Annotated in this window: 23 protein-coding genes and 1 riboswitch; of the genes, 10 read left to right on the forward strand and 13 right to left on the reverse strand. The window is 72.2% G+C overall.

The window, feature by feature from the left end; all coding sequences use genetic code 11:
• The first annotated feature begins 39 nt into the window (after positions 1-39).
• Complete coding sequence (locus C6361_RS08340) at positions 40-552, forward strand: levansucrase (RefSeq protein WP_107270820.1); 513 nt, start codon at positions 40-42, stop codon at positions 550-552.
• A gap of 19 nt (positions 553-571) precedes the next feature.
• Here C6361_RS08340 and C6361_RS08345 read toward each other — a convergent pair whose 3' ends face one another.
• The 5 genes from C6361_RS08345 to C6361_RS08365 form a co-directional block, all read right to left on the reverse strand.
• A complete protein-coding gene (locus C6361_RS08345; protein WP_234359404.1) occupies positions 572-1,417 on the reverse strand; it encodes a HEAT repeat domain-containing protein in 846 nt (281 codons plus the stop codon).
• Between the two features lie 227 nt (positions 1,418-1,644).
• A complete protein-coding gene (locus C6361_RS08350) occupies positions 1,645-1,848 on the reverse strand; it encodes a DUF397 domain-containing protein (protein WP_107267366.1) in 204 nt (67 codons plus the stop codon).
• Between the two features lie 149 nt (positions 1,849-1,997).
• Entirely contained in the window at positions 1,998-3,434 is a 1,437-nt protein-coding gene (locus C6361_RS08355) for a cobyrinate a,c-diamide synthase (protein ID WP_199853295.1), read from the reverse strand.
• A complete protein-coding gene (gene cobO / locus C6361_RS08360; RefSeq protein WP_107270821.1) occupies positions 3,431-4,045 on the reverse strand; it encodes a cob(I)yrinic acid a,c-diamide adenosyltransferase in 615 nt (204 codons plus the stop codon). Before cobO ends, C6361_RS08355 begins: the two co-directional genes overlap by 4 nt.
• A complete protein-coding gene (locus C6361_RS08365) occupies positions 4,045-6,207 on the reverse strand; it encodes a magnesium chelatase subunit D family protein (protein ID WP_199853456.1) in 2,163 nt (720 codons plus the stop codon). Before C6361_RS08365 ends, cobO begins: the two co-directional genes overlap by 1 nt.
• 119 nt (positions 6,208-6,326) lie before the next feature.
• A riboswitch (cobalamin riboswitch) is annotated at positions 6,327-6,416 on the reverse strand.
• 169 nt (positions 6,417-6,585) lie between these two features.
• Between C6361_RS08365 and cbiE the strand changes: the two genes are divergently transcribed.
• From cbiE to C6361_RS08395, 6 genes are all read left to right on the forward strand, one after another.
• Complete coding sequence (cbiE, locus tag C6361_RS08370) at positions 6,586-7,899, forward strand: precorrin-6y C5,15-methyltransferase (decarboxylating) subunit CbiE (RefSeq protein ID WP_107267369.1); 1,314 nt, start codon at positions 6,586-6,588, stop codon at positions 7,897-7,899.
• The gene (gene cobM / locus C6361_RS08375) at positions 7,896-8,642 is read left to right on the forward strand and encodes a precorrin-4 C(11)-methyltransferase (RefSeq protein WP_234359405.1); all 747 of its coding nucleotides are present in this window, start codon (positions 7,896-7,898) and stop codon (positions 8,640-8,642) included. Before cbiE ends, cobM begins: the two co-directional genes overlap by 4 nt.
• 13 nt (positions 8,643-8,655) lie before the next feature.
• Positions 8,656-9,417: a precorrin-6A synthase (deacetylating) gene (gene cobF, locus C6361_RS08380; RefSeq protein ID WP_107267371.1), complete on the forward strand. Its 762-nt coding sequence runs from the start codon at positions 8,656-8,658 to the stop codon at positions 9,415-9,417.
• Between the two features lie 124 nt (positions 9,418-9,541).
• Positions 9,542-9,928 (forward strand): PadR family transcriptional regulator, encoded by a 387-nt coding sequence (locus C6361_RS08385; RefSeq protein ID WP_234359406.1) that lies wholly within the window; start codon positions 9,542-9,544, stop codon positions 9,926-9,928.
• A gap of 2 nt (positions 9,929-9,930) precedes the next feature.
• Complete coding sequence (locus tag C6361_RS08390) at positions 9,931-10,626, forward strand: hypothetical protein (protein ID WP_107267372.1); 696 nt, start codon at positions 9,931-9,933, stop codon at positions 10,624-10,626.
• Positions 10,627-10,654: 28 nt separating this feature from the next.
• Positions 10,655-11,296, forward strand: coding sequence for a nitroreductase family protein (locus C6361_RS08395; protein ID WP_107267373.1), 642 nt, complete (start codon positions 10,655-10,657; stop codon positions 11,294-11,296).
• 111 nt (positions 11,297-11,407) lie between these two features.
• Here C6361_RS08395 and C6361_RS08400 read toward each other — a convergent pair whose 3' ends face one another.
• Positions 11,408-12,001 (reverse strand): PadR family transcriptional regulator, encoded by a 594-nt coding sequence (locus C6361_RS08400; RefSeq protein ID WP_234359407.1) that lies wholly within the window; start codon positions 11,999-12,001, stop codon positions 11,408-11,410.
• A gap of 52 nt (positions 12,002-12,053) precedes the next feature.
• Between C6361_RS08400 and C6361_RS08405 the strand changes: the two genes are divergently transcribed.
• Positions 12,054-12,803, forward strand: coding sequence for a DUF998 domain-containing protein (locus C6361_RS08405; RefSeq protein ID WP_159079243.1), 750 nt, complete (start codon positions 12,054-12,056; stop codon positions 12,801-12,803).
• 368 nt (positions 12,804-13,171) lie between these two features.
• Entirely contained in the window at positions 13,172-13,486 is a 315-nt protein-coding gene (locus C6361_RS08410) for a hypothetical protein (protein WP_369931369.1), read from the forward strand.
• A gap of 340 nt (positions 13,487-13,826) precedes the next feature.
• On the opposite strand, the gene C6361_RS08415 is transcribed toward C6361_RS08410, so the two are convergent.
• The 5 genes from C6361_RS08415 to C6361_RS08435 all read right to left on the reverse strand — a co-directional run bounded on the left by C6361_RS08415 (position 13,827) and on the right by C6361_RS08435 (position 19,465).
• Positions 13,827-14,543, reverse strand: a complete 717-nt coding sequence (locus tag C6361_RS08415; protein ID WP_107267375.1) for an ABC transporter ATP-binding protein — start codon at positions 14,541-14,543, stop codon at positions 13,827-13,829.
• Complete coding sequence (locus C6361_RS08420) at positions 14,536-16,590, reverse strand: ATP-binding cassette domain-containing protein (protein ID WP_159079244.1); 2,055 nt, start codon at positions 16,588-16,590, stop codon at positions 14,536-14,538. The genes C6361_RS08415 and C6361_RS08420 overlap by 8 nt, the downstream gene beginning before the upstream one ends.
• Positions 16,587-17,456 (reverse strand): branched-chain amino acid ABC transporter permease, encoded by an 870-nt coding sequence (locus tag C6361_RS08425; protein ID WP_159079245.1) that lies wholly within the window; start codon positions 17,454-17,456, stop codon positions 16,587-16,589. The genes C6361_RS08420 and C6361_RS08425 overlap by 4 nt, the downstream gene beginning before the upstream one ends.
• Positions 17,457-17,580: 124 nt before the next feature.
• The gene (locus tag C6361_RS08430; protein WP_107267377.1) at positions 17,581-18,828 is read right to left on the reverse strand and encodes an amino acid ABC transporter substrate-binding protein; all 1,248 of its coding nucleotides are present in this window, start codon (positions 18,826-18,828) and stop codon (positions 17,581-17,583) included.
• Between the two features lie 136 nt (positions 18,829-18,964).
• The gene (locus C6361_RS08435) at positions 18,965-19,465 is read right to left on the reverse strand and encodes a DoxX family protein (protein WP_107267378.1); all 501 of its coding nucleotides are present in this window, start codon (positions 19,463-19,465) and stop codon (positions 18,965-18,967) included.
• Positions 19,466-19,937: 472 nt separating this feature from the next.
• On the opposite strand from C6361_RS08435, the gene C6361_RS08440 reads away from it, so the two are divergent.
• Positions 19,938-20,762, forward strand: a complete 825-nt coding sequence (locus tag C6361_RS08440; protein ID WP_107256946.1) for an IclR family transcriptional regulator C-terminal domain-containing protein — start codon at positions 19,938-19,940, stop codon at positions 20,760-20,762.
• Positions 20,763-20,789: 27 nt separating this feature from the next.
• On the opposite strand, the gene C6361_RS08445 is transcribed toward C6361_RS08440, so the two are convergent.
• Both C6361_RS08445 and C6361_RS08450 read right to left on the reverse strand, forming a co-directional pair.
• Positions 20,790-21,152 (reverse strand): hypothetical protein, encoded by a 363-nt coding sequence (locus tag C6361_RS08445; RefSeq protein WP_107267379.1) that lies wholly within the window; start codon positions 21,150-21,152, stop codon positions 20,790-20,792.
• Complete coding sequence (locus tag C6361_RS08450) at positions 21,149-22,030, reverse strand: extradiol ring-cleavage dioxygenase (RefSeq protein WP_107256950.1); 882 nt, start codon at positions 22,028-22,030, stop codon at positions 21,149-21,151. Before C6361_RS08450 ends, C6361_RS08445 begins: the two co-directional genes overlap by 4 nt.
• Between the last annotated feature and the right edge of the window lie 8 nt (positions 22,031-22,038).

Consider the following 22,038-nt stretch of genomic DNA (forward strand, 5'->3'; position numbering starts at 1 on the left):
GGGCGGACCGGCGGAGGCAGCGAGGAACAGGTGGGGCAGATGGAACAGACGGACAGGACGACCACGGACCCGGTCCGGACCTATCTCGACGCCACGGCAGAGCGGCTGCGGGCCGACGGATGTGTCGTGACGACCGAGGACTGGGCCGGCGTACCGGTGCTGGTCGGCTACCGCGCCGACTTCAAGGTGCAGTGGATGGCCACCAAGCTGCACCTGTTCACCATCGCCGCGCCGGCACCCGTGGTCACGGCGAGCGCGATCGAGCAGTTCACCACCTCGGCCCTGGACAACGTCGTGGCCCGCAAGGGGCAGCTGCGCGGCTTGCAGAGCGGAGTCGCGGTCTTCCCCACCCTGGTGAGCACGCAGGTCGAGCCGGAGGCGGTGGCCTGGGCACAGCACGGGCAGCGGGTCCGGTTCGCCGCGATGGCCCGCCCGGTGGTGGTGGACGCCGGCACGGGCACGGCCGCCTGCTTCCGGGGCAACTCGGCGCTCGGCCGGCTCTACTCGGCCCACTTCCGCCGGAAGCTCGCCGCCTACTTCCCCGGCAACTGACCGTCAGGTGCCCCGTCGGTCAGCGCACGTGACCGGAGGGAGCGTCATCGGCTCCGGAGCCGTTCACGCGGAGGATTTCGTCGATCGCCTCTTCGATGGAGGTGCAGAAGAGTGCCTGGAGGCGTTTCTGTACGTCGTTCTCCGGCGTGGTGGCTCGGAGACGGCTCAGGACGGCGCGCATGGGTTCCACCGCCCGCTGGTCGCCGAGCCTTCCCAGCGCTCCGGCCACGGTGTTGAGGACGAGTTCGGTGGGATCGGCCAGACGCTTGAGCAGGATGTCGGTCGCTCGGGGATCACCGATGTTACCGAGCGCGATGACGGCGGTGTCGCTCGCACCGCCTCTACCCTCGGCAAGGGAGATCAGCGGCGGCACGGCACGTGCGTCGCCGATGTGGCTGAGCGCCCTGGCCGCCTGCTCGGCCAGCGCGGGATCGTCGAGCATGCCGATCAACGGCTCCACGGCGGCGGGATGACGTAGGTCGGCAAGAAACCAGAGGGCACGCAGGCGGGTGTCCTGGTTTCGGTGGCTCAACGCCTTCAGCAGGCCGGCGGTGTCGCCGCGCTCGCGTAGTACCGCGAGGTCGGCCCGGTCGCCCAACCGCGCCTGCCGGCTGGCCCGGCGGTCATAGGTACGAGCCAGGGCGAGGGCCCGGTTGCGCAGCCGGAGAGCGGTGGCGATCTTCTCGGGCGCGGCCCGGTAGTCCAGGTACGGTTGGTAGTACTTGCCGGAGATCGTGTAAGCGGTCCGGAACACCTCGCCGTACTCGGCCTCGATGGCGCGGGCCCTGCTGGCCGTCGCCTCGGCCACCTCCTCCAACCACTGCGCCAGCTCGCGGAGATGACGAGCGGTCTGGGTCGGAGTCATGTCGTCCCGATCCGCCAGGAGTGCTCGCGCGGAGCGCTGGCCCGAATGTTCCGGACGCTGGCCGAAGCGGGAGACCGCCCAGACGAGTTTTCGGATCGGGCGCCGCCTCATGGACGACCACCAACCACCCGACTTCGCCACATCTACGACCATACTCGGGCTCAGCGATGCGACACGACGGCGGTCAGCCGCGTCGAAGACCGAGGGCGTCGGTTGGAGCGGGCTGGTCAGGGCAGGATGGTGGCGGCCTTGACTCCGGCGACGAAGGCGGACCAGGCGTACGCCGGAAAGGTCAGGGCCGGTCCGGCCTGGTCCTTGCTGTCGCGTACGGCGACCACGCCGGCCAGGTTGTCGGCGACCTCGACGCACTCGCCCCCGTTGCTTCCGCTGCGGGCGCTCTTGCGCCACCGGGCGCCGGTCAGATCAACCATGGTGGACCTCCCCGACGATTCAACGGCAAACACGTCGACAGCGGAGGGCGTATCCCCTTTAATCCGGTGCGATCCCACGTGTCGCACACTACAAGGCGGCCACCGAAAAGGAGATTGACGATAGAGAGTGTCAGACAAAAGTCCGCTGATCAACAATTCCTGATAGCCGGAGCTGGCACTCCGGCGTACCGGGCCGCCGCCGTGACGAACCGGGCGGCCAGTGCCGGATGCCCGGCCCAGTGCACGTGCAGGTAGGAGGCGTGCAGGTTGCCGTCGACCACACCCTCCTCGACCGTCGCGTCGAGCCCGTGCGGGCGGGAGGGCCGGGGCCGGAACCGCCAGGCCGGCACCCGATCGCCACCGTATTCGACCCGGGTGCGGTGGAACTCATGCCCGGTCACTACGGTCTCCGGCCCGGTCACCACCGTCCCCGGCTCGGCGAGCAGGCTGGAACCGGCCGCGACCGCCTCCCGGTAGCCGAGGGTGAGCCGGCCGGTCATCCGGGCCGAGGCGTCCAGCACGCCGGTCATCGGGTGGCCGTCGAGGTCCCGGCAGAGGTAGAGCAGCCCGGCGCACTCGGCCACCACCGGCATCCCGCCCCGGGCCGCCCGGCCGACCGCGTCACGCAGTCGCGCGTTGGCGGAGAGTTCCGCCGCGTAGACCTCGGGGAAACCGCCGCCGAGGTAGAGACCCGCGCACTCCGGCGGCAACTCCTCGTCGCGGAGCGGATCGACGGGTACGACCCGGAGGCCGGCAGCCGCCAGGAGTTCGTCGGTCTCGGCGTACCGGAAGGTGAACGCCGAACCACCGGCGACCGCGACCGTCACCGGGGGCAGCCGGGGCACCTCCTCGGCGGGTCGCCACTGCCCGGCCGGCAGCTCCGGTGCATGCCGGGCGACGGCGAGCACGGCGTCCAGGTCCACCGCCCGGGCGAGCTGCCCGCCGAGCGCGTCGACGGTACGCCGGGCCGCCGCCCCGCGCTCGGCGGCGGGTACGAGTCCGAGGTGCCGGCTCGGGGTGTCCAGGGACGCGTCCCGGCGCAGCGCCCCGAGCACCGGTACGCCGGTCCGGGCGACCGCCTGCCGCACCTCCGCCTCGTGCGTCTCCGAACCGACCTTGTTCAGGATCACCCCGGCGATGGTCAGTTCGGGGTCGTAGCCGGCGAAGCCGTGCACCAGCGCGCCGATGCTGCGGGAGGCGCCGGAGACGTCGACCACCAGCAGCACCGGGCTGCGGGTCAGCCGGGCGACGTGCGCGGTGGAGGCGAAGCCCTCCCGGCCGATGGCGCCGTCGTGCAGCCCCATCACGCCCTCGATCACCGCGATGTCGGCCGGCGCCGGCACGTTCGCGCCGTGCCGCAGCAGCGGGACGATCCGCTCCTCGCCCTGGAGGTGCGGGTCGAGGTTGCGGCCCGGCCGGCCGGTCGCCACCGCGTGGTAGCCGGGGTCGATGTAGTCGGGGCCGACCTTGTGCCCGCTGACCGTCAGGCCCCGGGCTCGCAGCGCCGCCATCAGTCCGGTCGCCACCGTCGTCTTGCCCTGCCCGGAGGCGGGCGCGGCGATCACCACCCGGGGCAGCCGGGTCACCACTCGATCCCCCGCTGTCCCTTCTGGCCGGTGTCCATCGGATGCTTCACCTTGGTCATCTCGGCCACCAGGTCGGCGGCCTCGACCAGTCGGGGGTCGGCGTCCCGGCCGGTGACGACGACGTGCTGGTGGCCGGGGCGGTTCCGCAGGGTGTCGACCACCTCGGTCACGTCCACCCAGCCCCACTTCATCGGATAGGTGAACTCGTCGAGCACGTAGAGCTGGTGCCGTTCCTCGGCGATCCGGCGCCGGATCTCCCGCCAGCCCTCCAGGGCGTCGGCGGCATGGTCGGCCTCGCTGCCCGGCCGGCGGCTCCAACTCCAGCCGGCGCCCATCTTGTGCCACTCGATCGGGCCGCCCTCGCCGGTCTGCTCGTGCAGCCGGCCGAGCGCGAGCAGCGCGGACTCCTCGCCGACCCGCCAGCGGGCCGACTTGACGAACTGGAAGACCGCGATCGACCAGCCCTGGTGCCAGCCCCGCATGGCCAGCCCGAAGGCGGCCGTCGACTTACCCTTCATCGGGCCGGTGTGCACCATCAGCAGTGGGCGGTTGCGGCGCTGCCGGGTGGTCAGCCCGTCGACGGGTACCGTCTCCGGTTGTCCCTGCGGCATCAGGCGGCCCTCCCCCACCGGCTCCCGACGCCGCCGGAGGCGTCGCGGGCATGGTCGTTTCGGGTACGCGTACCGGTGCGATCGCGTACCGCACCGGTCAGGGTGGCGGCGGCGACCCGCTCCAGCGGCAGGTGTTCGGCACCGAGTGCGTCGGCGAGTTCTACGGCCAGGCCGAGCCGGATCCGTCCCGCCTCGCAGTCGACCACCACCGAGCGGACACCGCTGCCGGCGAGCAGCCGGGCGGCGTACCGGGAGCGGGTCACCGCGTCCGGGCCGGCGGTGGCCCGACCGTCGGTCAGCAGCACCAGCAGCGGGCGGCGGCGCGGGTCCCGGATCCGTTCCACCCGCAGCACCGCACCGGCCCGGAGCAGTCCCTCGGCCAGCGGGGTACGGCCACCGGTCGGCAGCCCGGCCAGCCGGGTGGCGGCGACGTCCACACTGGAGGTCGGTGGCAGCGCGAGTTCGGCGGCGTTGCCCCGGAAGGTGACCAGACCCACCTTGTCCCGCCGCTGGTAGGCGTCGAGCAGCAGCGAGAGTACGGCGGTCTTCACCTCGCGCATCCGCTGCCGTGCCGCCATCGAGCCGGAGGCGTCGACGCAGAAGAGGATCAGGTTCCCCTCCCGGCCCTGTCGTACCGGCATTCGGAGGTCCTGCGGCCGCAGTTCCAGCCCCGGGCCGCGCCGGCCGCGCATCCGCTGGTGTGGGGCTGCCGCCCAGAGCGTGGCGACCAGGTGTGGCCGGTTGCCGGCAGCCGCCCCGGCCGGCGTGGTCCGGATCGTCTGCCCGACGGTGGTGACCGCCGGTGAGCGGCGCCCGGCGACGCCCGCCCCGACGCCGGGTACGACCAGCAGCCGGGCCCGGTACGGCCGCCCGGCGGCGAGTGTCCGGCTGCCCCCCGACCCCTCGCCCGCCGGCCTGTCCGGATCCGCCGAGCCGTCCGGTGCCGCCGAGCCGTGCGGCGCGGCCGGCACCTGCACCCGGTCCGGCCGCTCGGCTCCCATGCCGTCGGTCGTGCCGTCCGGCCCGGCGTCGACCTGCGGGACGGGACCGGTGCCCGGCGGGCTCCCCGGCGCCAGGCCGTCGTCGGGTGGCGGCGCACCGCCCGGCCCACCCGGATCGGGCTCGTCCGGCCCGGGGCCCTGCGGCGGCGGACCACCGTCCGGAGGCGGCTCGGCCGGCTGGTCGAGTCCCGCGTCGGCGAGCGCCTGGTCGAGCCGCTCCTGTTCGATGCCGGGCGGGTCGAACGGGTCCCGCCGACGCCGGTGCGGCAGCGCCAGCCGGGCGGCGGCGCGGATGTCGACCCCGGTGACCGTGGTACGCCCACACCACGCGGCGTGCACCATCGCGGTCCGCGCGGTCACCAGGTCGGCGCGCATCCCGTCCACCTCGAACGAGGCGCAGACCGTCGCGATCCGGTACAGGGTGTCGTCGTCGAGTTGCACCTCGGGGAGGAGTCGACGGGCTCGGGCGATCCGGGCGGCGCGCTCGGCGTCCGCCGCCGCGTACCGGCCGGCGAACCCGTCCGGGTCCGCCTCGTAGCCGAGTCGCCGCCGGGTCACCTCGGCCCGTACCGCCGGGTCCCGGCTGGCGGCCACCTCGACGGTCAGGCCGAACCGGTCCAGCAGTTGCGGGCGGAGTTCCCCCTCCTCCGGGTTCATCGTGCCGACCAGCACGAACCGGGCGGCGTGGGCGACCGAGACGCCCTCCCGTTCCACGGTGGCCCGACCCATCGCCGCCGCGTCCAGCAACACGTCGACCAGGTGGTCGTGCAGCAGGTTGACCTCGTCGACGTAGAGCAGTCCCCGATGCGCCGAGGCGAGCAGCCCCGGCTCGTACGCGGTGACGCCGTCGCGCAGCGCCCGTTCCAGGTGCAGGGCGCCGAGTACCCGGTCCTCGGTGGCGCCGACCGGCAGCTCGACCAGCCGGGCCGGCCGGGTCGCCGACGGTGCCGCCGGATCGTGCGGCCCGTCCGGGCAGTCCGGGTCCGGTGCGGCCGGATCGCAGGAGAACCGGCAGCCGGTGACGACGGTCACCGGTGGCAGCAGTGCGGTCAGCGCCCGGACGATGGTGGACTTCGCGGTCCCCTTCTCGCCCCGGATCAGCACCCCGCCGATGGCCGGTGAGACGGCGCTGAGGGTGAGGGCGAGGGCCATGTCGTCCATTCCGACGACGGCGGAGAACGGGTACGACCGCACGGGGCCAACCTCCTGCCTCGCGGGTGTCCACGCCCGCGACCGGTCCGGTACCGGGCCGCCCGGAGGGCCGACCCGGGACGGGGGCGGAGTGTCTGGCTCCCGGCCGTCGGCCGGTCACAGTGGCGGGACCGCCCCGGAGTCGCCGGCCCTGTCGGACCGACCCACCGGTGTTCCTCGCCGCGCCGTCGCCGCCGATGATGACACAGCCCGGCCGACCGGGCACCGTCGGCGGTGGCGCAGCTCGGATCGCGGTGGTCCACGGCACCGGCGGGCCGGCGGGGCCGACGATGACCCGGCTCACCCGGCGGGGCATCGGCGGCGGCGGGTCGGCTAACGTTCCGGCTCGTGACCGCGACGAGTGCCAGAGCTGGGCTGACCGTGGTCGGCATCGGCGCGGACGGCTGGGCCGGGCTCGGCGACGCCGGCCGGCGGGCGTTACAAGACGCCGAGGTCGTGCTCGGCGGACGCCGGCAGCTCGACCTGCTCCCGGCGGAGCTGCCGGCCGAGCGGGTGAGCTGGCCGAGCCCACTGCTGCCGGCGCTGCCCGGCCTGCTCGACGGGTACGCCGGCCGCCGGCTCGCCGTCCTCGCCAGCGGCGATCCGATGTGGTTCGGGATCGGGGTGCGGATCGTCGAACTGGTCGGCCCGGAGCGGGTGCAGGTACTGCCGCACCCGTCGTCGATCAGCCTGGCCTGTGCCCGGCTCGGCTGGCCGGTCGAGCGGGTCGCCGTGGTCAGCGCGGTCGGCCGCGACCTGGCCCGGGTACGCCGGGTGCTCGCCCCCGGCCGGCGGATCCTGGTACTCAGCGCGGACGCGTCCACCCCGTCGGCCCTGGCCGCCCTGCTCACCGACGCCGGCTACGGGGCGAGCCGGCTGGTCGTGCTCTCGTCCCTCGGCACCGGGCGGAAGCCGCAGCTCGACGGCGCCGGGCGGGAGCCGCAGCTCGACGGCGGCGGGTGGGAGCCGCAGCTCGACGGCGGCGGTCGGGAGCGTCGGCTCGACGGGACGGCCGAGGAGTGGTCGCATCCGCCGGGTGATCCGTTGAACGTGGTGGCGGTGCACGCCACGGCCGGGCCGGACGCCGTACTCCGGTCGACGGTGCCCGGGCTGCCCGACGAGGCGTACGCGCACGACGGCGCGCTGACCAAGCGGGAGGCGAGGGCGCTGGCGCTGGCCCGGCTCGCCCCGGCCCCCGACGAGCTGCTCTGGGACGTCGGCGCGGGTTCGGGCAGCATCGGCATCGAGTGGCTGCGGGCCGAGCCGAACGCCCGGGCGGTGGCGGTCGAGGCGCGGGCGGACCGGGCCGAGCGGATCGTCGGCAACGCCTCGGCGCTCGGGGTGCCGGAGCTGGCGGTGGTGGTCGGCCGGGCTCCGGCGGTGCTGGCCGGGCTGCCCACCCCGGCGGCGGTCTTCGTCGGCGGCGGGCTGGCCGCCGACGGTGTCCTGGACGCGTGCTGGGCGGCGCTGGCCCCGGGTGGCCGGCTGGTCGCGCACGCGGTGACGATCGAGGGGGAACGCGAGTTGACCATCCGTGCCGATCGCCTCGGCGGCGACCTGACCCGGCTCGGCGTGGAGCGGGCCGCACCGCTGGGCGGCTTCACCGCGTGGAAGCCGGCCCGGGCCCTGGTGCAGTGGGCGGTGGTCAAGCCGTGCCGGTGACCTTCATCGGCGCCGGACCGGGCGCCGCCGACCTGATCACCGTACGCGGTCAGCGGGCGCTGGCCCGCGCCCAGGTCTGCCTCTACGCCGGCAGCCTGGTCCCGGCCGAGCTGCTGGAGTCGTGCCCGCCGGACGCGGAGTTGGTGGACACCGCCGACCTCACCCTGGACGAGATCGTGGCCCGGATGGTGGACGCGCATCGGGCCGGCCACGAGGTGGCCCGGCTCTGCTCCGGCGACCCGTCGATCTACAGTGCCGTGGCCGAGCAGTTGCGCCGGCTCGACGAGGCGGGCGTACCGTACGAGATCGTGCCCGGGGTGCCGGCCTTCGCCGCCGCCGCCGCGACGCTGGGCCGGGAGCTGACCGTGCCGACGGTCGGTCAGACGGTCATCCTGACCCGGGCCCGCGCCCGGTCGACGGTGATGCCGGAGACCGAGGATCTCGCGGTGCTCGGCGCCAGCCGGGCGACCCTGGTGCTGCACCTGGCGGTCGGCCGGACCCGTCACCTTGTCGAGCAGCTCGTCCCGCACTACGGCGCGGACTGTCCGGTCGCGGTGGTGGCCCGGGCCAGCCGCCCCGACGAGCTGGTGCTGCGCGGTACCCTCGCCGACATCGCCGACCAGGTCGAGCAGGCCGCAGTACGCCGGACCGCCGTGATCGTGGTGGGCCGGGTACTCGCCGCCGAGGGTTTCCCGGACTCCTACCTCTACTCCGCCGGCCGTGACCGCTCGGCGAAGCGCTAGGGGGCGGCCGGTCGTGCGGAAGATCCTGGTCATCGGCATCGGGGCGGGCGATCCCGCGCAGTTGACCCTGGAGGCGGTCGAGGCGATCGCCGGGGTCGACGTCTTCTTCGTCCTGGACAAGGGCGCCGTCAAGCAGGATCTGCTCGGGCTGCGGCAGGAGATCCTGCGCCGGCACCCGACGAAACCGGGGCACCGGGTGGTGGAGGTACGCGACCCGGACCGGGACCGGAGCGCACCGGACTATGTGGACGCGGTGGACGAGTGGCGCCGCCGCCGGGCCGAGCTGTTGCGATCGTTGGTCCGTGACGAGGTACCGGTCGACGGCTGCGGCGCCTTCCTGGTCTGGGGCGATCCGGCGCTCTACGACAGCACGCTCGGGGTCATCGAGGAGATGCTGACGGACGGGTCGGTCGAGTTCGACTACGCGGTGATCCCGGGGGTGAGCAGCGTGTCGACGTTGGCCGCCCGGCACCGGATCGGGCTGAACCGGGTCGGGCGGCCGTTCCAGGTCACCACCGGCCGGCTGCTGGCCCAGGGTTGGCCGGCCGGGGTGGACGACCTGGTGGTGATGCTCGACGCGCACTGCACGTTCCTGCGGGTGGAGGAGCCCGACGTGCAGATCTACTGGGGCGCCTACCTCGGTACCGCCGACGAGATTCTGGTCGCCGGCCCGCTCGCCGAGGTCGGTCCGGAGATCGTCGAGGTACGCCGGGCCGCCCGGGAACGCAAGGGCTGGATCATGGACACCTATCTGCTGCGCCGCCGGGCCGGATAGCCCGCTCACCCCGTACCCCTTCCCAGCTCGGCCCCGCTCGCGGGCCGGGGCGGGTCGCGGCCGCCTTCTTCGTCACGGCTTTCGTCATGGCTTCGGTATATCGGGCGACCAAATACTTGGTATTATGTTCCGCATGATAGCGGCGGAGCACCAGCCGACCGACGACAACGACCGGCACACCCAGCTGCTGCGCGGCGTGCTCGACATGTGCCTGCTGGCACTCCTGGCCCGGCAGCCGGCCCACGGCTACGAACTGGTCCGCCGGATGGAGACCGCCGACTTCGGCGTGATCAGCTACGGCACCATCTATCCGCTGCTGACCCGGATGCGTCGGCTGGGCCTGGTCGCCGACGAGCAGCAGGCGAGCCCGAACGGCCCGCCCCGGAAGGTCTACGCGCTGACCGACCTCGGCCGGGCACACCTGGATGCCTGGCAGAAACAGTGGAACCACTTCGCCGACACCGTCGGCGCCCTCCTCGGCCCACCCGACCACGACCCCAGCAGGAGTTGACCGTGGACACCATCGACAGCGTCATGGCGGAAGCCGAGCGGGCCTGGCGGGCCTACGGGGTCGGCCGGGCCGACCGGGCGGCACTCGCCGCCGACCTGCGCCTAGACCTGGAGGCCGCGGCCGCCGACGGCGGCGACCCGGCACAGTTGCTCGGTGGCGACGTGACCGGATTCGCCCGCCGACTCGCCGACGAGGCCGGGGTCCAACGGGTACGCCGGCACTACGGCCCGCTGCTCGGCACCGCGCTGACCGGTGCGGTGCTCGGCGCCGTGCTCGGCTACGCCGCGCTGGCCCTGCTGTATCCGATGTTCGTACGCGCGGTGGACATCCCCCGCTCGATCGAGATACCGATCCAGCTCGCCGTCGTCGTCTACTACGGCGTGCCGGCCGCTGTCGTGGTGACCGGCGCGGTCGTCGCGGTCCGGCTCTGGCTGCCCGAGGTGCCGCGGATCAGGAGGACGTCCCGGTTGATGGGGCTGCTGCTCCCGGTCGCCGGCATCCTCGTCACGCCGCTCACCATGGCGTTCGCCTGGTCGACGGATTACAGCACCGCACCAGAGGTCGTGGTCACCGAGATCGCCATCGTGCTGGCCGCGCTCGGCGGCGCCACGATCCTGGCCCGCCGACTGTCACTCCGCGACAGCCGGGAGCCCTCCGACACCACCGGCCCGTACTCGGCGCAGGTCAACTCGGCCTGACGGCTCGACGGTGGCAGGATCTGTCCCCATGGAGTTCGCCGAGGTGATCCGCCGCCGCCGGATGGTGCGCCACTATGCCGACCGGCCGCTCAGTCCCGACGTCGTCGACAGGATCCTGGCCAGTGCGTTGCGGGCACCGTCGGCCGGCTTCTCGCAGGGCTGGGCCTTCCTCGCGCTCACCGACCCGGCCGACCGGGCCAGGTTCTGGCCCTTCGTCCCGACCCGCGTCGCGCAGACCCCGACCATGCAGGACGCGCCGCTCGTCGTGGTGCCGCTGGCGCACAAGGCCGCGTACCTGGCCCGGTACGCCGAGGCCGACAAGGGCTGGACCGACCGCTCCGAGGCCCGCTGGCCGGCACCGTACTGGTACGTCGACACCGGCATGGCCACGCTGATGATGCTGCTGACCGCCGTCGACGAGGGGCTGGGCGCCTGCTTCTTCGGCATCATGCCGATGGCCGGCGACGACTTCGACCCGGTGGTGGAGGTTCCCGCGCACACGGCCGCGTTCAAGGCCGAGTTCGGCATCCCCGACGAGTACTCGCCGATCGGTGGCATCTGTGTCGGTTACCGGGCCGAGGACCTGCCGCCGCAGAATCCCACCATCGCCGGACGCCGCCGCGACCGCGACGAGGTGATCCACCGAGGACAGTGGGGCCGCCGATCCTGACCGGTTTCACTGCGGCAGCGGTCCTGACCGGATTCACTACGGCAGCGGTCCTGACCGGATTCGCTGCGGCAGCGGCGGCCGGCAGGGGTACCCGGTCGGCAAACGCGAGGCTCAGCCGAAGCGGCCGGGTGCGCCGTCGACGAACGGCCAGGTGATCCGCTCCGCCCGCAGGTCGGCCACCAGGTCGCGCACATACCGCAGTTCCGCGTCTACGACTTGGCGCCGGTATTCCGTCTCGATCCCGAAGAGTCGGGGCAGGAAGGTGGCGACCTCGGCGATCTCCCGGTCCAGGGCGGCGAGCCGCTCCTCCAGCCGGGTCACCCGCAGCGTCAGCGCCGCGACCGCGTCGGCCGGGGAGAGGTTCGGCAGGAACGACAGCGCGGCCGGGAACTCGGGATACTCCGCGGTCGGGCTGGCGAGCATCGCGCGGAGCCAGTCGGCCAGGATCGCCCGGCCGGCATCGGTGATCCGGTACGTCGTGCGCTCCGGCCGATTCTCGGCGCGTTCGGTCCCGACGACGGCGACGAGCCCGTCCCGGACCAGCCGCTGAATCGTCTGGTAGACGCTGTTGCGCTGACTGACGTTCACCACGTCGTCCTTGCGGCGCGTTTTGATCAACTGCTGCATCCGGTACGCGTGCATCGGCTCCTCGGTGAGCATCGACAGCACGGCCAGCGCAAGGACGGATCGGCGTGATTCGGGCACACACCGAGCCTATCCAGACCTAAGGACCAGTCATAAGATGTATAGTCAATTTATGACTAGCTCCCCTCGCGTCGTTCCTGCCACCCGTTCCGACACCCGCCCCAGCGTCCAGCCCGGACACCCGATCGCTCGACGGCTCGCCTTGGGCGCCGTCGTCGGGCCGGCGCTCTTCACCCTCGCCTGGCTCGTCCTCGGTGTCGTGAGCGACGGCTACACCCTCTTCGACCACCGGTTCACCGACTACTCGCCGGTCAGCCAGCCGATCAGCGGGCTCGGCATGGGCGCGACCGCGTCGTACATGAACAGCGCGTTCGTCGTCACCGGGCTGATCCTGCTCGTCGGGGTGGTGGCGGTGTTCCGCGCCGTCCCCACCGGCCGGCCCGCCCTGCGCCGCTGGTCGGTGGTACTGCTCGGATGCAGCGGGATAGGGCAGGCCGTCTGCGGCATCTTCAACCTGGAGGCCGTACTGCCGCACACGTTCGGCTTCGTCCTCGCCATCGGTACACCGGTCGCCGGCTTCCTCGTCGCCGGTTACTACTTCCGGGGCGTACCCGGCTGGCGGCGGTTCGGCAGTTGGCTGCGGCTCGGCAGCCCGTTGACGCTGATCCTGCTGGTCGCCTTCTTCGCCACGTTCCAGCCGACCGCCGACGGGGCCGAGCAGGGCATCGCCGGGCTCGTACAGCGGATCGGCATCCTCGAACTGCACGCCTGGTTCGTGGCGATGGGCTGGCTCGCGTACCGGCGTACTCCAGCAGGTGCGTTGGAGCGGATCGGAGAGGTCACCGGTCGGCGGCCCGGGTGAGATCTCCGGACCTGGCACGGCGCCAGTGAGCGAGCCAGTGGGTCAGCGACCTGCCGGTGGTGACCCGAACAGCTGACACTGGAAGCGGTCAGACAAAACGCCCGGGTCAACGTCTCCTTCATGCAGGACATGGGTGCCGGGAGCAGGGCCACCATCCCCGCGTGCGTGGGATCAGCCGACCGTCGACCATCGGTCGGCCTTGAGCACGGGATCATCCCGCGTGTACGGGGAGCAGGGGCTGACCGACGAAGGCAAACGCACAACGCAGCCCTAATATGCCTGGCCCGCAAAACTGCTACGTCCATTCGCCATCTCAGCGACAAGGCCCGCTAGCAGCCACGGCCCCTCGCAGCCCTAGCATCACCGTCATGATGGAACTGGACCTTGATGACTTCACCACCGCAGTGGCCGCCCGAGGCGCACAGTGGCAAGCAGCCGGAGTCCAGTGGCAGCTGCATTACGGGCCCACCTGCTCCAAATCGTCTGCTTGGGTCGAATGCACCACTGCCCGTCATTTGGCCCAGTTGATCGTCTGGACCAGCGGCGAAGCCGACCTAGAGGTAGGCGACATCTCGACCGGGGCTATCACCATCACTCGCTACGAGATGAGCAATGCCGCCGAACTCACCGCTTGCTTCGACACCCTCACCCAATGGTTGACCGACCCCACGCCTCCTGCTTAACGAAAGCCGTGGGCAGCCCTCGATTCTCAGGATCATCCCCGCATGCGCGGGGAACAGGCTTGTTGCTCGGCGAGCCGCAGCTCTCGCGGGGGATCATCCCCGCGTGCGCGGGGAGCAGACTTCTTGACCTGCGGCACTAGAGATCAAGTACGCCGATTTTCTTCACTTTCGTTCGCAACGACTACGCCTCCACAGGTAGGTCGAACGAGAGGTGGCGGCTGGTTCAAGGGAAGGAGCCTACACGGCGGTGGTACGGGGTCGCTGACGAACGTGGCTTGCCATCACCGCCCTATCGTCAGCGGCCTGTTCGATTCCGTCCTATCGCCATAGTCCGCCTCGCTCACAACCCCAGTACGCTGCGGCGTACCTCGGCGCTGTCCCGCAACTCGTCGGCCGAGCCGGTCAACACCACCCGCCCCTCGCCGAGCAGGTACGCCCGACTCGCCACGTCCAGGGCCCGCTGCACGTCCTGCTCCACCACGAGCACGCTCACTCCGCCTCCATTGATCCGCAGGATGGCGTCGTACACCTCGTCGACCCGGACCGGCGCGAGCCCCAGCGACGGCTCGTCGAGCAGCAGCAGGCGCGGCCGGGCCATCAGCGCCCGGCCGATCGCCAGCATCTGCTGCTCTCCCCCGCTCAGGCTGCCGGCGCCCTGGCCGGCGCGTTCGGCGAGCCGGGGGAAGATCTCGTAGACCTCGGCCAGGGTGCCCCGGTGTTCCCGGCGGGCCTCCCGTCGGTAGGCGCCGAGCATCAGGTTGTCCAGCACCGTCATCCGGGGGAAGATCCGCCGTCCCTCCGGGACGACCGCCACCCCATGCGTGCAGACCCGGTGGCCCCGCAGCCGGGTGATGTCGGTACCGCCGACGCTGATCTGCCCCCGGTGCGCCGGATGGATCCCGGCGACGGCATTGACCAGAGTGGACTTTCCGGCACCGTTCGGGCCGACCACGCAGACCGTCTCCCCCTCGCGCACCTCCAGCGTGACGTCCCAGAGCGCCTGCGCGTCGCCGTAGCGCACCTCCAGGTCGCGGATCCGTAGCAGCGGCTCAGACATGCGCTTGCCTCCCCAGGTAGGCGCGGACCACGGCCGGGTCGTTCAGCACGGTCTGCGGGTCGCCGTCGGCCAGGCAACTGCCCCGGTCGAGCACCACGAGCCGGGTCGCGAGCTGGTTGAGTACCCGCAGCAGGTGCTCGACGATCACGATGGTGATCCCGCTGTCGTGGATGCGCCGGACCACCTGGACCGCGTTGTCCACCTCGGCCGGGTTCAGCCCGGCCAGCGCCTCGTCCAGCAGCAGCACCCGGGGGTTGGCGGCGACCGCCCGGGCCATCTCCAGCAGTTGCCGCTGGTGCAGGTTCAAACCGTTCGGGTACGCGTCGGCGAGGTGCCCCAGCGCGACCGTCTCCAGATGCCGTTCGGCGATCGGCCGGGCCCGGTGCAGCGACATCGGGGTACGCCCGAACATGATGGCCATCGCCACGTTGTCCCGGACGGTCATCGAGTCGAACGGCCGGGGGATCTGGTAGGTCCGGGCCATCCCGACGTGGGCGATGCGGTGCGGCGCCAGCCGGGTGGTGTCCCGCCCGCCGATCCGGATCGTGCCCCTGGTCGGCCGGATCGTCCCGGAGAGCAGGTTGACCAGGGTGGTCTTGCCGGAGCCGTTGGGGCCGACGAGACCGACGAGTTCACCCTCCCGGATCTCCAGGGTCACGTCCTCCAGCGCGTGCACCCCGCCGAAGTACCGGGCCACGCCACGGCATTCGACCAGTACCGCGCCGGACTCGCCCCCTCGCGCCCCGGCGACCTGGACCGGAATCCGACGGGTGTCCATGACGGTGGGCAGGTGGGTCGCGGCGGGACCGGTCGCGGCGACATCCGCCGGAACGGGTTCGGGCGACGCGACGTCAGTCGGAGCAGGGTCGACCGACCCGGGGTCGGCCACCTTGGCGTCGGCCGGAGCGGTCGGAGGCGCCGGCTCGGCCCGGCGCCCGGGTGGGCGTAGTCCGAGTCGGGCGGAGATCCGGGGCGAGCCGAGCACGATGGCGACCAGGCTGGCGGCGAGCATCCCGACGACCAGCCAGTCCAGCAGTTCCCCCCAGACCTGGAGCACCGCCAGTGCGCCGCTCACCCCGACCAGGGTGCCGAGGGCGACCAGCGGGCGGGCCCGCAGCCGCGCGTAGAGCCCGTCGGGGGCGAGCGCGACCAGCAAGGCGAGGATGCCACCCAGAATGATCATGTTGTACGCGTCCAGGCCGTACGAGGAGAGCCGGTCCTGAAGCGTCACGATCAGCACCGCGCCGATCACCGGACCGAGCCAGTGACTCCGTCCGCCGAGCACCCCCATCACGATCACGAAGAGCGGGATGGTCAGCCCGAAGACGCTCTCCACGGTGACGAAGCCGATCTGGAGCGCGTAGACGCTCCCCGCCACCCCACCCAGCACCCCGCTCAGCAGCATCGCCAGCATCTTGTACCGGAACGTCGCCACCCCGGTCACCTCGGCGACGTCCTCGGCGTCCCGGATCGCGGCGAGCGCGGAACCGGACCGGGTGTGCTGGACGACGTAGGCGACCGCGACCGCGAGCGTCGCCACCAGCAGCGCCAGCAGGAACTGGAACTGCTGGAAGGAGCTGACCGGCCCCGGCAGCGTGGGCACCGGGACGTTCGCTCCCTGTCCCCCGTCGATCGACCGGTTGATCCGGGCGAACGCGGCCAGGATGAACGGCACGGCGAGGGTCAGCAGCGCGAAGATCTCACCCCGCAGCGAGCCCAGCCGGAACGCCACCGCGCCGACCCCGAGGGCGAGCAGTCCGGAGAGGACGGCCGCGATCGGCAGGGTGAGGAAGAAGTCGACGCCGTGCCGCCCGCTGAGCACCGCCGTGGTGTAGGCGCCGATCCCGACGTACGCGGCCTGGCCGAAACTGAAGTAGCCGCTGTAGCCGGAGAGCAGGTTCCAGCTCGTCGCCTGGGCGATCCAGAAGCAGATCGAGCCGAGCAGTACCAGATAGAACGACCCGATCCCGAGCCGGTCGGCGGAGGCGCCGAGCACGGCGAGCACCAGGAACGCCACCAGCAGCCCGACGCCACCCCGGCGGATCACCGGACGCCTCCGGCGGCGAAGAGTCCCTGCGGGCGCAGCAGCAGGGCCAGGATGATCGCCGAGAAGAGCACGAACGGCGCGGCCGCCGGGGACCAGACCGTCGAGACGACGCCGGAGAGCACCCCGACCAGGATGCCGGAGGCGAAGGTACCGACCACCTCGCCGATCCCGCCGAGGATCACCACCGCGAAAACGGTGCCGAACCACTCGTACGCGGTCTCCGGGGTGAGCGCGTTCGCCAGCGCGAAGACCATCCCGGCCAGCGCGGCGGTGGCCCCGACCACCCCGCCGAGCAGGACGCTGAGCCGGCGGTGGTCGACCCCGAAGGCACCGGCGACCGCCCGGTCCTGGGCGATCGCCCGCATCGCCCGGCCGACGAAGGTACGCCGGAGCACCAGGTGTGCGCCGACCACCACCGCCACGGCGAGGCCGAACGCCAGCAGGGTGGTGACCGGGAAGACCAGCCGGCCGAGCGCGACCGACCCGGTGGCGTACGGGTTGACCGTGGCCGGCATCCGCTGGAAGTCGGCGCTCCAGACGTTGCTGACCAGCTGGATGGTGATGCTCAGCAGGCCGAAGCTGACCAGCAGCGAGTTGAACTCGCTCAGCCGCAGCCGGTCGAAGAGCCACTGGATCGCGGCGCCGGCCACGAACATCAGCGGCACCGTCACCACCAGGGTGAGGATCGGGTCGAGCCGCCACGAGGTGGCGATCTGGAAGGTGAGGTACGCGCCGAGCAGGATCAGGCCGAAGTGGGCCAGGTTGATGACGCGCAGCACCCCCCAGGTGACGGAGAGGCCGGTGGCCATCAGGGCGTAGAGGCCACCGATCAGCGCTCCGGTGAGGGCGGCCTGGATGACGTTCATGCGGGGCATCGCCTCGGTCTGGTCGGGTCGGCGGGCCGCCGGAGGGTACGGCCGACGGTGCGACGACGCGGTCAGGGTGGGCGCGTCCGGGCCCGGACGGGGGCGCCGAGGCCCGGACGCGCGATCAGGAACGGGCCGGGGCGAACGGCGCGGCGGCCCGGTCGGCCGGCCACACCGTCACCCAGTCACCCTTCTGGATCTGCTTGATGGCCTGGGTGGTCGGCCAGAAGTTCTGCACCTTCGGGTCGAAGCTGAGGTGCCCGCTGAAGGTGGTGTCGGCACCCTTGCCGTGCAGCGAGTCGCACATCTTCCGGTGGTCGGTGCCGTCGGTGTCCCGGACGGCGGCGGTCAGGATCTCCCAGGCGTTCCACGAGGCGGCGGCCTGGGTCTCGAAGACCGGGTACGGCAGCCCGGCCGCCTTCGCCCGCGCGGTGAAGTCGTCCACGATCTCGGTGGCCGGCGAACCGAGCCGGTCCAGGGTCGGCTTGTTCGGCTCGAACATCGACACCGAGAGCACGCCCTCGGAGACCTCGCCGAGGTCGAGCAGGGGTCCGGGCGCCGGGAAGAGGCTGAACAGCCGCTTCGGCCGGTAGTTGAGCTGCGCCATCGCCTGGAGGATGTTCACCGCGTCCACCCCGAGCCCGTTGTTGATCACCAGGTCGGGGTCGGCGTCGCGTACCTGGGTGGCGATCGGCGCCCAGTCGGTCGTCGTCGGCGGGTAGTGCACGTCGACCACCACGTCGAGGCCACGCTCCCGGGCGATGCTCAGTGCGCCGGACTTGTCATCGCCGTAGCCGTCCGAGACGAAGGCGGCCGATCCACTCTGGCTGGTCAGTACGGCGACCGTCTTCGGCGGCCCGGGCTGGGCGGCCAGCGCGTCGAAGAGCTGGGTCGGGATGAACCGGTTCGGGGTGGGCCCGATCGACCAGGCCGGGAACTGGCACTCGTACGTGAGCTGCGGGGCGAGTACGGCGGTGTGCTGGGGCATCACGTACCCGTGCCGCTGGGCGACCGCCATCGCGGAGAGGATGTTCGGGGTGGCGTACGGGCCGATGACCAGGTCGACCCGGTCCTGGCTGATCAGCCGCTCGTAGAGCTGGCTGACCTTGGACTGGTCGGACTGGTCGTCGACGACCTTCCACTCGACCTGGCGGCCGAGCAGTCCACCGGCGGCGTTGAGCCGGGCGACGTACGCCTCACCGGCGATCTTGTGGATCTGACCGGTGGCGGCGAACGCCCCGGTCAGGGAGAGGGTCGAGCCGACCACGATCGGGTCGTCGGTGGAGCCGGATCCGGAGCCGTTGCCGCATCCGGTGGCCGCCGCGCCGAGCGCCAGGACGGTGGCGACGGCGGCGAGGGAGCGCCTGCGCATTGTCGGGTACCTTTCGTAGCTTCGCGGGAACGGTCGGCGCGGGTACGGCCGGGGTCGCCGACCTCGTTTGTCGGCCGGGGTGCCGGCCGGCGCCGGATCGGCGCCCGTGATGTGTGTGGTCCGGTCGGCGGGGCGGTCAGTCGCCGGCGGCGAGGGCCCGTCGCCGCCGCAGCAACGGCGGTACGCTGCCGAGCAGCCCGACGGCCAGGGCGAGGCTGCCCCAGCCGTAGCCGGCGAACCCGTCCAGCCCGACGAGGTGGTCGAGGGACCAGGCACCCGGCCCGGTGTATGCCAGCACGACGGCCAGCGCACCGTAGACGGCGGCCACCTCGCAGCCGCCGAGGTGCGCCCAGAGCCCGTTCGGCAGGTTGACCGAGGCGGCCACCACCATGGTGCCGAGCACGATCGCCGCGCCGAGCGGGGTGGCCAGGCCGAGCGCGACAAGTGCCGCCCCGACCAGTTCGGCGGCGCCGGCCAGCAGCGCCATCTGCCGGCCGGGCCGGAAGCCCCAGGTGTGGAAGGTGGCGCCGGTGCCGGCGGGACCCTGGCCACGGAACCAGCCGAAGAGTTTCTGGCTGGCGTGCCCGAAGAGCAGCGCCGCGAGGAGCAGCCGGAGCAGCAGCAGCCCGAGGTTCACGCCGCACCTGCCGAACCCGGCGCGGACGGCCGGCCGGTCCGGGCGGCGGGGGCCGACCGGGCAGCGCGGCCGGCGGACCGGCGGAGCCGGACGTGACCGGTGGGAGCGGGATCTGGGACTGCGGTCGGCGGCGCCATAACTTGCTCCTCCGAGGACTGAGCCCTGAGCGTCCGCTTTTGCGGACGCCCGTCCGCTGGACGGACGCGGCGCACATCACAATCTCCGCCGGTGCCTGAAAGATGTCAAGACTCAGGGTGGAAACATTTGCACCTGGCTCCGGACTGGTGTTCGCTTGACGGTCAGATGCTGCGCGAGCGAGCCACCGACGCCGCCGCGTCCGAGCCGGACCGGGCCGGGGACACCGTCCGGCGCACCGGTTCGGCGCATGGTGAACTGGTGGGCGCTCGCCCGCCGGTCGGCCCGGCGACCCGGGCGATGGCACCGAGACGGCGACGACGGATAGAGGCGGACGATGGCACAGCGTGGCGAAGGACCCGACTTCATCGAGGCCCTGGCCCGAGGACTGAAGGTCATCACGGTCTTCCATGCCGACCATCCCCGACTGACCCTCAGCGAGGTCGCCACCGCCGCCGGACTGGCCCGACCCACCGCCCGACGCTTCCTGCTCACCCTGGAGGAACTCGGCTACGTCCGCGCCGAGGCCGGCAGCTACGAACTCACCCCGCGGGTACTCGAACTCGGCATGGCGTACGTCGGGGCGCTCTCGCTCTGGGACATCGCCCGCCCGCACATGCAGGACCTGGTCGCCGCCACCGGGGAATCCAGCTCGATGGCCCAGCTCGACGGCTCGGACATCGTCTACATGGCCCGGGTCGCGGTACCGAAGATCATCGCACTGCGGGTGCAGATCGGCACCCGGTTCCCGGCGAGCGTGACCTCGCAGGGAAAGGTGCTGCTCGCCGCGCTCGACCCGGAGACGCTCGACACGGCGCTGGCCCAGCCCAGCCGCTCCGGGGTGCAGCCGAAGGTCCGGCACAGCCGTACCGCGCTGGACGCCATGCTCCGGGAGGTCCGGGCCCGGGGCTGGGCGCTCGCCGACGACGAACTCGCCCCGGGGATCCGCTCGGTGGCGGTGCCGATCCGGGACGGCCAGGGTGCGGTCCGGGCCGCGATGAACGTCACCGTCAACTCGGCCGAGACCAGCGTCAAGGTGCTGGTCGAGCAGCATCTGCCCCAGCTCATCCGGGCGGCCAGCGCGATCAGCGCGGACTGGGCCCGCTGGCAGTCCCGGCCGCAGGTCGAGGTGGCCGACGCCGCCACCGCCGCCCGACACTGACCCGAACGGCGGTGGCGGTGGCGCGGCTCAGGTCGCGATGTCCGGGTACGGCAGCGCGAAGTGCGCCAGCCGGGCCGCGTATTGCTTCTGGAAGGCGAGCGGTTCGGGGTGGTCCCGCTCGAACATCGCGATGAAGAGGGTCAGGGTCAGGAACGGGTGCGCGCCCAGCTCGAAGAGCTTGACGTAGTCGTGGCTGGCCAGCGCCTCCCGCTCGGTGTCGGTGAAGCGCAGCCAGGTGCTCGCCTCGCCGGTGTGGCAGTTCAGCACCGCGTTGGCCCGTTCGGCCTCCCACCAGGCGACGGTGCCGCGCGGGTCTTCCCGGTACCGCTCGACGAGTTCGGCGTCCCGGTCCACGGTGTAGAGGAACTTGTTCAGCAGGTACCTGCTCACGACGCCACCCCCGTCCCGCCCGGCACCCCGTTCGGATACCAGGTGAAGTACGCCTCCATGGTGTGAAACAGGTCGAGGGTGTCGACGTGGTCCGCCTTGGCGCCCGCCCCGGCCACCCCCATCATCAGCATGAAGTCCATGAAGCCGTGGGTGGCGTTGCCGGGCGAGTGCAGGCTCTCCAGGGTCACCTCGGCCAGGCAGCGCTCCAGGTCGCCGGTGGCGATCCACTCCACCGCCTTCCGGTCGAACTCCGGGTCCGGGCCGTGCGGGCCGAACTGGCGGGGACCGCCGAGTTCCAGCGACAGGTGGCCGGTGCCGACGATCGCCACCCGCAGGTCGCTCGGCCAGGACTCGACCAGTTCCCGGACGGTCTGGCCGAGCTGCACGAACCGTTTCGGCTGCGGCAGCGGCGGCGCGAAGATGTTGGTGTAGATCGGCACGATCGGCAGGTCCGCCTCGGGACGCAGCGTGATGATCGGGCAGGTGATGCTGTGGTCGATCCGCAGCTCGTTGCTGAACGCCAGGTCGAAGCCGGCGTCCAGCCCCTGGCGCAGCAGGTGTGCCGACAGCTCCTCCTGGCCCCGCAGCAGCATCCGGGGCAGCCCGAACTCGCGTTCCTCGTTGTACCAGTTCGCGTCGTAGAACGGGGCCTTGCCGATCAGGAACTGCGGCATGTTGTCCAGCCAGAGCTGGTGGAAGTGGTCGGAGCCGACCATCACCAGCACGTCGGGGTTGGCCCGGGTGAGGGTCTCCCGGAAGGCCAGGATCTTGCGTACCCACTCGTCCGCGAAGGGCGGCCGGTCCTCGCCCTGCGCGGTGCTGGCCCGGTAGTAGAACGGATGGTGGGTGGAGGCGATCACCGCGGCGATGGTGGCCATCGCGGCTC

Origin of the sequence: Plantactinospora sp. BC1, from assembly GCF_003030345.1 — a bacterium.
In the GTDB taxonomy this organism is placed as follows: domain Bacteria; phylum Actinomycetota; class Actinomycetes; order Mycobacteriales; family Micromonosporaceae; genus Plantactinospora.